Annotated in this window: 11 protein-coding genes; 8 read left to right on the plus strand and 3 right to left on the minus strand. The window is 66.9% G+C overall.

The genetic code is table 11. The features are described from left to right. Positions 1 to 206 precede the first annotated feature (206 nt). The 4 genes from ALI144C_RS33960 (at position 207) to ALI144C_RS33975 (ending at position 5,180) form a co-directional block, all read left to right on the plus strand. Positions 207 to 497: a hypothetical protein gene (locus ALI144C_RS33960; protein ID WP_076991278.1), complete on the plus strand. Its 291-nt coding sequence runs from the start codon at positions 207 to 209 to the stop codon at positions 495 to 497. A 765-nt stretch (positions 498 to 1,262) separates the two neighbouring features. Next, complete coding sequence (locus ALI144C_RS33965; RefSeq protein ID WP_143231027.1) at positions 1,263 to 2,339, plus strand: hypothetical protein; 1,077 nt, start codon at positions 1,263 to 1,265, stop codon at positions 2,337 to 2,339. A 165-nt stretch (positions 2,340 to 2,504) separates the two neighbouring features. After that, a complete protein-coding gene (locus ALI144C_RS33970) occupies positions 2,505 to 4,493 on the plus strand; it encodes a thioredoxin domain-containing protein (RefSeq protein ID WP_076991280.1) in 1,989 nt (662 codons plus the stop codon). An 87-nt stretch (positions 4,494 to 4,580) separates the two neighbouring features. Next, on the plus strand, positions 4,581 to 5,180 hold the full coding sequence (locus ALI144C_RS33975; protein ID WP_076991281.1) for a hypothetical protein: 600 nt from the start codon (positions 4,581 to 4,583) through the stop codon (positions 5,178 to 5,180). A 72-nt stretch (positions 5,181 to 5,252) separates the two neighbouring features. Here ALI144C_RS33975 and trhA read toward each other — a convergent pair whose 3' ends face one another. Then, complete coding sequence (gene trhA, locus ALI144C_RS33980) at positions 5,253 to 5,879, minus strand: PAQR family membrane homeostasis protein TrhA (protein ID WP_076991543.1); 627 nt, start codon at positions 5,877 to 5,879, stop codon at positions 5,253 to 5,255. Positions 5,880 to 6,098: 219 nt separating this feature from the next. Between trhA and ALI144C_RS33985 the strand changes: the two genes are divergently transcribed. Continuing rightward, complete coding sequence (locus ALI144C_RS33985) at positions 6,099 to 6,893, plus strand: isoprenyl transferase (protein WP_237774451.1); 795 nt, start codon at positions 6,099 to 6,101, stop codon at positions 6,891 to 6,893. A gap of 100 nt (positions 6,894 to 6,993) precedes the next feature. On the opposite strand, the gene ALI144C_RS33990 is transcribed toward ALI144C_RS33985, so the two are convergent. Continuing rightward, positions 6,994 to 7,347: a hypothetical protein gene (locus tag ALI144C_RS33990; protein WP_076991282.1), complete on the minus strand. Its 354-nt coding sequence runs from the start codon at positions 7,345 to 7,347 to the stop codon at positions 6,994 to 6,996. 738 nt (positions 7,348 to 8,085) lie between these two features. Here ALI144C_RS33990 and ALI144C_RS33995 point away from each other — a divergent pair. Beyond that, positions 8,086 to 9,381, plus strand: a complete 1,296-nt coding sequence (locus ALI144C_RS33995; protein WP_441297589.1) for a PhoH family protein — start codon at positions 8,086 to 8,088, stop codon at positions 9,379 to 9,381. A gap of 33 nt (positions 9,382 to 9,414) precedes the next feature. Here the strand turns inward: ALI144C_RS33995 and ALI144C_RS34000 are convergent, their stop codons facing one another. Then, the gene (locus ALI144C_RS34000) at positions 9,415 to 10,917 is read right to left on the minus strand and encodes an ATP-dependent DNA ligase (RefSeq protein ID WP_076991284.1); all 1,503 of its coding nucleotides are present in this window, start codon (positions 10,915 to 10,917) and stop codon (positions 9,415 to 9,417) included. A gap of 163 nt (positions 10,918 to 11,080) precedes the next feature. Here ALI144C_RS34000 and ALI144C_RS34005 point away from each other — a divergent pair, with 163 nt between their 5' ends. After that, a complete protein-coding gene (locus tag ALI144C_RS34005) occupies positions 11,081 to 11,590 on the plus strand; it encodes a PH domain-containing protein (RefSeq protein WP_076991285.1) in 510 nt (169 codons plus the stop codon). Further along, positions 11,587 to 13,104, plus strand: a complete 1,518-nt coding sequence (locus ALI144C_RS34010; RefSeq protein WP_076991286.1) for a PH domain-containing protein — start codon at positions 11,587 to 11,589, stop codon at positions 13,102 to 13,104. Before ALI144C_RS34005 ends, ALI144C_RS34010 begins: the two co-directional genes overlap by 4 nt. Positions 13,105 to 13,159 lie beyond the last annotated feature (55 nt).

Genomic DNA, 13,159 nt, shown 5'->3' on the forward strand with positions numbered 1-13,159 from the left:
CTGTGGTCACCTCACCTGTCTGATGTGGACGATCACTCCTCCCGGTGCGACCGCCGCCGCGACCTGTGACACCGCGCGACCGGATCGTCCGGCATGATCACACATCTGCACACTGAACGCACCAATCGTGGTTCTCCCTTCCGGGTATCTGAACGGGCAAGCGGATCTGCCAGGTCCGCCACACACCCGAAGAACGGAAGGTCGAGATGATGCGCAAATTCCTGTCGGCGGGCGTCCTGTCCGCCGCCGCGGCGGTTGCCCTGATGCCCCTGTTCAGCGCGCAGGCCACCGCCGAGGAGGGAAACGGTTCCGAAGCCGAGTGGACCTACGTCGAAGACTACTTCCACCTCCCGCAGTGCCGGGACGCCGGTGAGGCCGGCGTGGACACCGGGGAATGGGACCACTACAAGTGCGAGTTCCAGACCGTCCCCGGTGAGTGGAACCTCTACGTGATCGACCACGACGACGAGGACGACGAAGAGGGTGACGACGACTGATCGTTCGGTGCGCGACGGTCGCTCGCCCCGATTGTGGGCTCCCACGCCGAGTGACTCGCCGCGTACCGCCTGGGGTGATCCCCGCTCCCGTGGGTGATCCGCGAGCGGGGATCAACTCTGTGGGGGATCAGCTCTGCGGGGGATTAGCTCGAAGGGCGCTGCGTTTTCGGTGCAGAATGCGAGTTGTCGCGAAGCAGCCAGCCTGAATCGCAAATCATGAGGCAGGCAGCGTACCCGATTTTCGTCTGTTTCGCTGCCCTGGGGAACGACGCGTTTTCTTCTGCGCGCGGCGGCGTGAGCGGTCATAGCCGATATCCTGTATGGTTCACCCGGCAAGGTGTTTTTCGCTGAGTCATTCGTTCGAGCTCCGCCTTCCTTGGCCGGGGGCACGTCAGGACGCGTATGGGGGCCGTCGGCCCATGTGAGCTCACCTGGATCGAGTAGGTGCATCGTCTCGTCCGAGGTGGAGCCTGGTGACATACGGCGACACTCCAGTTCACACTTCGCTGATATATCTCGTATCCGTTATGTAACAGTGTGTCTCCACTCTGACCGCCGAAGCTGCTCGGTTGGCCCAAGTGTGAAGCCAGTGGGTGACGTCTGGCATTCGAAAACTACACGTTTAAAGCGAAAATAGCCGGTACGTACGTGATTTTATAATTCCACCGATGGGTATCGCCGTCCACACGATAGAGCGCCTCAAGACGGTTACTTTGAATGAGCGGCCACTGTGGGTCGCTCTACCAAACACAAAGGAGGAGTTCGGTGGCGTTCAATCGTTGGGTAGCGCGGCTAGCGCTGGTAGGCGGGCTCGCATTGGTGTGGCCCATCACCGCCGGTATGGCGAATGCCAGCCCCTGGGACCATGTGCCCGGACACAACGAGGTTGCGGTGAGCAACTTCGAATCGGATGACAACGACACGTTGGTTTCCAACGTGTACTCCCACTCCAACTGGGTGGGGATCGTCAACGACGAGTCCGACGCCAACTGGACGGCCGTGCTCAACGAGGAGTCCGCGTTCAACGCCACGGCTGTCGTCAACGATGACTCGTACGGCAACGACACAGCCGTGGTGAACGAGGAGTCCGCGTACAACGCGACGTCGGTCAGCAATGACGACGCGATCGGGAACGACGCCGCGGTGAGCAACGATGAGTCCATCGACAACACCACCTCGGTGTCGAACGAGGATGCTGACGACAACGTGACTGCTGTCGTGAACGACGATGCGGCTCACAATGATGTTGCGGTGTCGAACGAGGATGCTGACAGCAACGTGACTGCCGTGGTGAACGACGATGCGGCTCACAATGATGTTGCGGTGTCGAACGAGGATGCTGACGACAACGTGACTGCCGTGGTGAACGACGATGCGGGTCACAATGATGTTGCGGTGTCGAACGAGGATGCTGACGACAACGAGACTGCCGTGGTCAACCACCACGCGACCGACAACGACGTCGCGGTGAGCAACACCGACGCTGATGACAACGACACTGCCGTGGTCAACCACCACGCGACCGAGAACGCGTCCGTCGTCAGCAACACCTCTTCATCCGACAACACCACAAGCGTCAACAACATCCACGCCAGCCACAACACGTCGGTTGTGAGCAACTTGGACAGCCACGACAACAACACTGCGATTGCGAACGAGCACTCGACAGAGGCCACGACCGTTGTGAGCAACAACGGCTCCCACGGCAACGACACCGCTGTGATGAACACCAACGCCACCAACACGACCACCGTGGTCGCTGGTAACGGCACTCATCACAACGCCACCACTATCGCCAACAGCGGTCACGGCAACACCACCGTCATCAGCAACAAGGGGTGATCGCCGAAGGTTGATCGGGGAAGAACACAGGTGAGACCGGGAGACGGCCTGGTCTCACCTGTTCCATGCCCGGACACCGCGAGCGGGGTGTCTGCCCGGCTCGACGAGGTGTTCGGCTCGCGTTCTCGTCACCGTTCACGTTGCTGCCGGATCTACGCTGGTGGCATGGCGAATCGACTGACCCAGGCCACCAGCCCGTACCTGCTGCAGCACGCCGGCAACCCGGTCGACTGGTGGCCGTGGGGCCCGGAGGCGTTCGCGGAGGCGGAGCGGCGGGACGTGCCGGTGCTCCTGTCGATCGGCTACGCCGCGTGCCACTGGTGCCACGTGATGGCGCACGAGTCCTTCGAGGATGCCACCACGGCCGCGCTGATGAACGAGCACTTCGTGAATGTCAAGGTGGACCGCGAGGAGCGGCCGGATGTCGACGCGGTCTACATGACCGCGACGCAGGCGATGACCGGGCAGGGCGGCTGGCCGATGACCTGCTTCCTGACCCCGTCCGGCGAGCCGTTCCACTGCGGCACGTACTACCCGCCGACGCCGCACGGCGGCATGCCGTCGTTCAAGCAGCTGCTCGCCGCGATCGTGAACGCGTGGCAGGAACGCCAGGACGATGTCCGCTCGGCCGCGGGCAAGCTCGTCGCCTCACTGGCCAGGCACTCCGCCGCACTGCCTCCGTCCGCAGTGGACGCGTCGGTGCTCGACGGCGCCGTCGCCTCGTTGCTCGGCGACTTCGACCGGCGCAACGGCGGATTCGGTGGCGCGCCGAAGTTCCCGCCGTCCATGGTGCTGGAGTTCCTGATCAGGCACCACGAACGCACCGGATCGGTCGAAGCACTGTCTATTGTGGAAGCAACGGCCGACGCGATGGCAGGCGGCGGACTGTACGACCAGCTCGCCGGAGGCTTCGCCCGCTACAGCGTGGACGCGTCGTGGGTCGTGCCGCACTTCGAAAAAATGTTGTACGACAACGCCTTGCTGCTCGGCGTGTACACGCACCTCGCCCGGCTGACCGGCAGCCCGACCTACCGGCGCGTCGCGGTCGAGACCGCCCGGTTCCTGCTCAGGGACCTCGGCACGCCGGAAGGCGGGTTCGCGTCGTCGCTGGACGCGGACACCGACGGCGTCGAAGGGCTGACGTACGTCTGGACCCCGGCCCAGTTCGCCGAGGTGCTCGGTGACGACGCCGAATGGGCGGCGGACCTGTTCGCCGTGACCCAGGACGGCACGTTCGAGCACGGCACCTCCACGCTGCAACTGCTGCGGGACCCCGACGATCTCGACCGTTTCGAGAGCGTGCGGTCGCGTCTGTCGGCCGTACGCGCGCAACGGCCGCAGCCGGGACGGGACGACAAGGTCGTAGCGGCGTGGAACGGTATGGCGATCACGGCGTTGGCCCAGGCAGGCGTGTACTTCGAACAGCCTGACCTGGTGGCTGCCGCGGCTCGTGCCGCGGACCTGCTGCTGAGCCTGCACGTGGTGGACGGCCGGTTGCGGCGTACATCGCGGGACGGTCAGGTCGGCGAGTCCGCCGGCGTGCTCGAGGACTACGCGTGCCTCGCCGACGGTTTGCTCGCGTTGCACCAGGCGACGGGGGAGCAGCGCTGGCTCGACGCCGCGGTCTCGACGCTGGACAACGCGTTGGAACGGTTCGTGGATCCGGAGAGCCCTGGTGCCTTCTTCGACACGGCCGACGACGCGGAGGTCCTGGTGCACAGGCCCGCGGACCCCTCGGACAACGCCAGCCCGTCCGGGGCCTCGGCGCTGGCTTCGGCCCTGCTCACGGCGTCCGCGCTGGTCGGCCACGACCGTGCCGGAATCTACCGGGAGGCTGCTGAGCAGGCCGTGTCCCGTGCCGGGCTGTTGGCGGAGCGCGCCCCGCGCTTCGCCGGGCACTGGCTCAGCGTCGCCGAGGCTATGGCGCACGGCCCGGTCCAGGTGGCAGTGGTCGGTGACAGCCCCGCCCTGCTCGCCGCGGCCGTCCGCAAGGTGCACGGCGGTGCGATCGTCCTCGCGGGCGAGCCCGATTCCGCGCCGTTGCTGGCCGAACGCCCCTTGGTAGCCGGGCAACCGGCCGCCTACGTGTGCCGCGGGTACGTCTGCGACCGCCCGGTGACCACGGTCGAAGAGCTGCTCACGTCTCTCAGCTGAGCTCCGCTGAGAGAGAACGCCATGGTCAGGCCCCACATACACGCGTAGCTTGAGTAGTGGTGTAATCATGTAATCAAGGAGCTGCGCATGTTTGGAGTACGACACATGGCACGTGGTGGCTGGCATGGACGCGGCGGCTTCAAAGGCCGCGGCGGATGGCAACAGTCGGACCTGCCGTCCGCGGACGACGCGGCAGCCTGGTTCGCCGGACGACTGCCGGACGGGTGGTTCACCGAGCCGCCGACGGTGTCCGTGGACAGGGAAGAGATCATCATCGTCGGCACGCTGCCTGCCGTCGAAGGCGAGTTCGAGGACGACGCGGCCAAGGCGGCGGCGGAATCCGGCCGGATCAGCCGTTTCCGCGAAGACACCAGGGACGAGCGGATCGACATCGCCCGCCAGGCCGAACACCGCTACGGCCGCAAGGTGGCGTGGGGCGCGAAGGTCGGATCGACGGAAGAGCTGTTCACCACCCTCTCCGCACCGGTGATGACCAGGCTGCGCCAACCCGAACGACTGATCCTCGACACCCTCGTCGACGCAGGCGTGGCCCGATCCCGTTCGGAAGCACTGGCGTGGGCAGTCCGCCTGGTCGGCGAACACGCCGACACCTGGCTGGCCGAACTGCGCGACGCCATGTCCAAGGTGGACGACCTGCGCGCGAAAGGCCCGGAGTTCGAGTCCTGAACCCCGCTTGGCCTGCGTTGTACAGCCTTGGGGCGTCACCAGAACCCTGATGACGCCCCATCGGGGCAGTCGTCAGGGGTACATGGCGAGCCAGATCGCGATGTAGTGGCAGATGGCGGCGAGGACTGTGGCGGCGTGGAAGAACTCGTGGTGGCCGAAGTGGCCGGGCCACGGGTTGGGCCATTTCGTGGCGTAGAAGATCGCGCCGACCGTGTACAGCAAGCCGCCGGCCAGGATCAGGACCAGTGCCGCCGGGCCCGCGTAGGTGAGCAGGTCCGGCAGGACGAAAACCGCCACCCAGCCGAGTGCGATGTAGATCGGTGTGCCGAGCCACCGTGGGGCGTGTGGCCAGATCAACTTGAGGGCCACGCCACCCAGCGCACCGCCCCAGACCACCGCGAGGACGATCAGGCCGGTGTCACGCGGCATCGCCAGCAGGGAGAAGGGGGTGTAGGTGCCCGCGATGAACACGAAGATCATCGAGTGGTCCAGGCGCTTCATCCACGCCCTGGTCCGTTCGCTCTCCCACCATGTCCGGTGGTAGAGGGCGCTCACGCCGAACAGGCCGAGCACCGTGGCGCCGTAAATCGATGTCGCGAGGGCGGCCGTACCCGATACCGTCAACGCGGCCAGCGAGATCAGCGCGGCGCCTGTGGCGATCGAGACGAAGAACGACCAGAAGTGGAGCTTCCCCCGCATGCTCGGCTTGTCGGCAGGTGTGGGCCGTTCGAGTGTCGCTGCGGTCACGAGACTCAAGGCTACGGGACCATAACGGTGCGTTGAAGACCCCGTCCTCATTCCACAGAGACTTTTCAGGTTTACTCTGCGCTACAAAGGATGCATGCCCGGCATAGCCGTCGGCCCGCCCGGTCGGCCCAGCGGCTCCCTCTCAGGATCCCCCCGTTACCCTGGTTGGTCGTGGGTCGACGGAGTTGGATCAGACGGCGTGTCGCTGATGTCGTGTACCGCCTTTACGAGGCGCGGCTGACGTCACAGGTGAACGGCCTGGAACGGCGGCCGAGACACATCGGTGTCATGCTGGACGGCAACCGCCGGTGGGCGAGGGCCGCCGGCTTCACGGATGTCGCCGACGGCCACCGGGAGGGTGCCGCCAAGATCGCGCGGCTGCTCGAGTGGTGCCAGGAATCCGGCATCGAGGTCGTCACCCTGTGGCTGCTCTCCACGGACAACCTCAACCGCCCCGACTCCGAACTCGTCCCGTTACTGGAGATCATCGAGGACGTCCTCGACGAGCTCGCCGAGCCGGACATGCCGTGGCAGCTGCGGATCCTCGGCGCGTTGGACCACCTGCCGCCGGAGACCGCGCACCGGCTGACGGACGCAGCGGCCCGCACGAAGAACAAGACCGGTCTGAAGGTGAACGCCGCGGTCGGCTACGGCGGCCGCCAGGAGATCGCGGACGCCGTGCGCAAACTGCTGCTCAAGCACGCCGAGCGGGGCACCACCATCGAGGAACTGGCTGACGTGCTCGACGTCGACCACATCGCCGAGCACCTCTACACCTCCGGCCAGCCCGACCCGGACCTGGTGATCCGCACCTCCGGTGAACAACGCATGTCCGGCTTCCTGCTCTGGCAGTCGGCGCATTCGGAGATGTGGTTCTGCGAGGCGTACTGGCCCGACTTCCGGCGGACCGACTTCCTGCGCGCACTGCGCGATTACGCCATCAGGCACCGCCGGTTCGGCTCCTGACGCGAAGTGTGGCGCGTCATTGTGGCCAGCTGCAGAATTGTTTTGAAACGGATTCGGGCGCCATGGGAATCAATTCCCATGGCGCCCGAAGAAGACCTACTTAGTTGCTGTCTCCACCGTTCTCGGACGCGACACCGGCGTCGCAGGAGTCCGCCTGGCCACTCGGGCTCAGCAGGTCGACGACCACCGCGACGAGGCCGACGGCCACGTTGGTGTCGTTGACGCAGATCGGCACGGTGACCTCGTCCAGCACGTCGACGTCACCGGTGTTGACCAGGCCGAACTGCTCCTTCTGGTCGTTGCCGCCGCCGGGGTACCACACCTTGCCGTGGTTGTACCCGCCCTTGCCGTCGTGGTCGCCGTGGACGCCGGCAGGTGCGGCGAGCGCCGCGCCCCCACCGAGGATCATCAGGCCAGCCGCCGCCGCGGCCACAATGCCAGTCTTCTTCAGCACTTCTCACACTCCTTTTTCGGGATCATCCCGAGCGCATCGCATTTTTCTGTCCGATGAGCCCTCGCGAACAGATTACTGGTGGACGGACATCGCGTCTTGCCGAATCCACCATCGTGTGACACGGCGATTCTGATCACCCCCTTTCTCGGTGCATTTTCCTTTTATTTGTGGCGCACTGTGGCCGGAGCGTGGCGAAAATGCGGGGGAACTCGTCGCGACCACTCGACGCGTCGTCCACTTGACGGGTTACCCCTGGCGGATTGGTGACACAGCGTGATCATCGGGTGGCTGGAACCGCACGCACAGCTCCGATGTGGACCCGCGACACGCCTTCGACCAGGCTTTATCCGGATGTACCGGCTGATGTGCCGAACGTTGCACACAGGTGAAGAATCTTGGAATCACCTGGCTGGCTGCCTGCGAAGTCCTCGCGGCACGGGTAACTTTCGGAAGTGACGGGTCGTGCGCATGCGACTCGTCCCGGGAGGCCCTGGTCGTGGCAGTGATGAGCACGAGGGGGCCGGCACCGGGCCCTCATTGGCGGGGCGCCTGAACAGGCGTCAGTCGTCAAACCGGGGGCCAGGACCGGCCCAACGAGGAAAGCGGACGCCGTGCCGCGTTCGTCAGGGAGTTGCCGTGACCGCACCGCGTTCGGCCAGGCGTTCTGCCGGCCAAGGTTCTTCCCGCAGTTCCTCCCGCGGCGCCTCGCGTCGTACCACCCCCGCACGTCACGTCTACGTGCTGGACACCTCCGTACTGCTCTCGGACCCGTGGGCGTTGACCCGGTTCGCCGAGCACGGCGTGGTGCTCCCGCTCGTGGTCATCTCCGAACTGGAGGGAAAGCGGCACCACCCCGAACTCGGCTGGTTCGCCAGGACCGCCCTGCGCATGCTGGACGACCTGCGGTTGCGCCACGGCAGACTGGACAAGCCGGTGCCGATCGGCGACGCCGACGGCACGCTGCACGTGGAGCTCAACCACTCGGACCCGGCGGTGTTGCCCGCCGGGTTCCGCACGGACTCCAACGACGCCAGGATCCTGGCGTGCGCGCTCAACCTGGCCGCCGAGGACGACGGCCAGATCGTCACCCTGGTCACGAAGGACATCCCGCTGCGGGTCAAAGCCGCCGCGGTCGGCCTGAACGCCGACGAGTACCGCGCGCAGGAAGTCACGCCGTCCGGGTGGACGGGCATGGCCGACGTCGACGTGTCACAGGACGTCGTCGACGCGCTGTTCGCACAGAACGTCGTCGACCTGGCTGACCACGGCGTCGACGAGGTCGCCGACCTGCCCTGCAACACCGGCCTGCGGCTGTTGGCGGGCACGTCCAGCGCGCTCGGCCGGGTCACGCAGGACAAGCAGGTCCGGCTGGTCCGCGGCGATCGCGAGGTCTTCGGCCTGCACGGCCGCTCCGCGGAGCAGCGGATCGCGCTCGACCTGCTGATGGACCCCGACGTGGGCATCGTGTCGCTCGGCGGCCGGGCAGGCACGGGCAAGTCGGCGCTGGCGCTGTGCGCCGGTCTCGAGTCGGTGTTGGAACGCGGCCTGCACCGCAAGGTGGTCGTGTTCCGCCCGGTCTACGCGGTCGGCGGGCAGGAACTGGGCTACCTGCCCGGTTCCGAGAGCGAGAAGATGCAGCCGTGGGCACAGGCTGTCTTCGACACGCTCGGCGCGCTGGTCAGCCCGCCGGTGATCGAGGAGGTGCTCGACCGCGGCATGCTCGAAGTGCTGCCGTTGACCCACATCCGCGGCCGGTCGTTGCACGACGCGTTCGTCATCGTCGACGAGGCGCAGTCACTGGAGCGCAACGTGCTGCTCACGGTGCTGTCCCGGCTGGGAACGGGCTCGCGCGTGGTCCTCACGCACGACGTCGCTCAGCGTGACAACCTCCGAGTCGGACGGCACGACGGCGTCGCCGCTGTGATCGAGAAACTCAAGGGGCACCCGCTGTTCGCGCACGTCACCCTGACCCGCTCGGAGCGTTCGCCGATCGCGGCGCTGGTCACCGAGATGCTGGAGGACTACCCCGGCTGAGCCGGTGCAGGGCCTGACCCGGCGATCGCCGGGTCAGGCCTTTCCGGGGAGTAAGGCACGGACCGCGTCGATGGTGTCGGCGTCGGCCGGGTCCTTGTCCGGGCGGTAGCGCAGCACCCGCGCGAACCGCAGCGCCACGCCGCCCGGGTAGCGCGGGCTCACCTGGGCACCGTCCAGTTCGATCTCCACGACGAACTCCGGCCGGACGTACACCACGTAGTCCTCCTTGCGGGACGCGATGGCCTGGAGTTCCTTCGTCTGCCAGGCAAGCAGTTCGTCGGTCATGCCCTTGAACGTCTTGCCGACCATGATCGGCGGGCCGCCGTCCGGGTCACGCGCGCCAAGGTGCAAATTGGACAGATAGCCCGTTCTCCTGCCGTGGCCCCATTCCGCCGCCAGTACGACGAGGTCGAGGGTGTGCTCGGGTTTGACCTTCTGCCACGCCTTGCCCCGGCGCCCGGCCGCGTACAGCGAGTCCAGCGCCTTCACCATCACGCCTTCGTGCCCCGCGGCGAGCGAGTCGGCCAGGATCTGGTCGGCTTCGCTCGTGCCGCCGGGGATGACGTGGTCGCCGACGGCCTGCCGCAGCGCCTCGTTGCGTTCGCGCAGCGGCGTGTCGAGCAGGTCCACGCCGTCGAGGTGCAGGCAGTCGAAGAAATACGGGCGCAGCAACAGTTCCCGCTGGTTTGTCGCACCGAAACGGCTCATCGTCTCCTGGAACGGGCGTGGTTTCCCGTCGTCCCGCAACGCCAGGGTCTCGCCGTCGAGCACCACCGACCGGCACGGCAGGCCGAGGACGAGCTCGACGAGTTCCGGCACGCTCGCCGTGATCTCCCTGAGCGTCCTGGTGTAGACGTGGACCTCGTCGCCGTCCTTGTGCACCTGGATCCGCGCGCCATCCATTTTGTACTCGACGATCACCTCGCCGAGCTCGGCGAGCGCCGCGTCGAGGCTCTCCGCCGGTGACGCCAGCATCGGCCGGACCGGCCTGCCGACCTCCAGCTTGAACGCGGCGAGCGCGGCCTCCCCGCCCGTCAAGGCGGCCACGGCGGTCACCGTCAACCGGCCGGAGAGCATGAACGCCCGCCGGACCGCCTCGCCGGGCACGTCGGCCGCCGAGGCGATCGCGTCCAGCATCACGCCCTCCAACGCGCCCTGCCGCAGCTCACCGGTCATCAACCGGCGCAGGAACTCCTGCTCGGCCGCTGTCGCCGCCCCGAACAGCTCGGTGAGCAGGTCGACACGCTTCTGCGTGGAGCCCTTTCCCGAGGTCATGGACAGTTCCTGGAGGAGTTCGTCGGTGCGCTCCACCGTCAACCCCGGCTCGGCCGCGGGCGGCACATCCAGGTCGTAGAGCGTGCGCCAGCCCGCACCCGTCCGGCCCTGGCGCGGCGCGCCCGCGAGGAACGCCACAGCGGGTTCGACAGCCTCGGGACCGGCGCCGGACAGCAGCCCGGCCAGCGCCTTGACCTTGGCCAGGCGTGACCTGGTGGCCGCGACAGCGGCCGAGGTGGTGACGACGTCGGCGAGCAACATGGACTCATCCTGCACCCGCCCTCCGACAGTTTCAGGTCGATCATCGTGACGAAGTGGACCGGTGACTGGCACGCGGCGTTGATCGAAATCAGACTTTGGTCGGAGTCGTGCGCTACCTACGGAGAATGGTCCAGGCCCGGTCCGGCGGGGCATAGTTGCGGGTGTGAGTCATGCGATTGCCCACCGGCTTCAGCTGCGCCTGCGTCCGCCCGCGAACCAGGTCCACCCGAGAGCTGTGCTGTGGTGGACGCTGCAGGCCTGCGTGCTCTGGCTGGTGTTGCTCATCGGCGGCGGTGTGGGGCTGTACTTCGGCAAAGCTCCACTGTGGCTGGTCGTCCTGGAGGTCGCCGTCGCGGTCGTCGCCATCGGGGACCTGGTCCTCGAGCCGCGACTGCAGTACCGGGCGCACCGGTGGGAGGTCACCGATCAGGCCGTGTACGTGCAGTCCGGCGTCATCGTCCGTGAGTGGCGGATCGCCCCGCTCTCCCGGGTGCAGACCGTCGACAGCGAGCGTGGACCGCTGCAGCAGTGGCTGAAGCTGGCCACGGTGACGGTCACCACGGCGTCCGCGTCCGGGCCGTTGAAGATCCGGGGGCTCGGCCAGGACGAGGCCGCCGAACTGGTCGACCGGCTGACCGCCATCACGGAGGCGACGCCGGGAGACGCGACATGACCGCGGGCCTGACCGCCGAAACGCCCACGACGACCTGGCAGCGACTGGACCGGAGGACCATCTTCGTCGCGCCGCTGATGCCGCTGCTGTCGGTGATCGGCGCGGTGACGGTGATCGTGTTGTTCCGTGGCTGGGAGAAGGTCGGTTTCTGGGAGCCGGCGATCACAGGGGGTATCGCCGTCGCCCTGTTCGTCGGTACCGCGTGGCACTGGAAGACCACCCGGTACCGGGTCACCGACACGCACGTCGAGTTGCGAATCGGGCTGCTCGTTCGCAAGCACCGGTCGTTACCCAAGGACCGGGTCCGTGCCGTGGACATGTCGGCCAACGTGTTCCACCGGATGTTCGGGTTGAGCGTCGTCACGATCGGCACGGGTCGCCACGTCTCGGAGTCGGACGACGAGTTGAAGCTGGAAGCGGTGTCCGCGGGGGAGGCCGAAAGGCTGCGGACACTGCTTCTGCACCGCGCCGACGCACCGGTCCGGCAGCGGCAGCAGACGGGCACGCTGACCCGGTTCAGCCCGGCGTGGATGCGTTACGCGCCGCTGACCCTGTTCGGGTTCATCGCGGTGGTCGTGCTGATCGGCGGTCTGCTCCAGTTGGCCAGGACGATCGGGCTCGACCTGTGGAAGACCGGCCCGATCCAGACCCTGTTCCACTGGTACGAGGACACGCCGCTCGTCCTGTCGATCGTCGTGACGGCCGTGGTCGTGCTGGTGCTGACGACGTTGCTGTCTGTGCTGCTGTACGCGGTCTTCTACTGGGGTTTCGAGCTGACCCGGCAGAACGGGACCCTGCACGTCCAGTACGGGCTCGTCAACAAGCGGTCGGTGTCCATTGAGGAACAACGGCTGCGCGGAGTTCGTGTCGACGAACCGCTTCTGGTCCGGGCGACCGGCGGGGCGAAGGTCAAAGCCGTCGCGACGGGCCTGAACAAGAAGAAGGACGACGACGACAAGTTCGAGGTCGACGCCGACCTTCTGTTGCCGCAGGCCCCGAAGGAAGAGGCCCGCAAGGTCGTGGCGGCCGTGCTCGACACCTACCCGCCGCCGACCGACACAGCGCTCGCCAAGCACCCGTTCGCCGCGGCACGTCGTCTGGTGATGTGGCACGCGATCGGTGGCGCGGTCCCGGCGGTCGTCCTCGGCGTCCTGTCGGTTCTCGACCTCACGCCGTGGTGGATCGCGCAGGTGCTGCTGGTCCTGGTCCCGATCTCCGCGCTGCTGGGTTACGGCGAGTACCGCGGCCTCGGGCATGCCGTCGACCGGGACTACCTCGTGGTCAGGTCGGGTCTCGCGCCGCGCTCCACGGTCGCGTTGCAGCGCACCGGGGTGATCGGCTGGAAGGTCCGGCAGTCGTTCTTCCAACGCAGGGCCGGGCTGATCAGCGTCACCGCGACGGTCGCCGCGGGCAGTGGCGCGTACACGATCCGGTACGCCGACCAGCAAGGCGCGCTCGAAACCGCCGACACGGCCGTTCCCGGCTTGATGGAGCCGTTCCTCGCCAAGGACTGAGCAGAACTTCTGGTTGCCCCTGCGATGGGATTGAACCGGGTTCGTTACCTGATCG

Source organism: Actinosynnema sp. ALI-1.44, from assembly GCF_001984155.1.
Classification (GTDB): domain Bacteria; phylum Actinomycetota; class Actinomycetes; order Mycobacteriales; family Pseudonocardiaceae; genus Kibdelosporangium.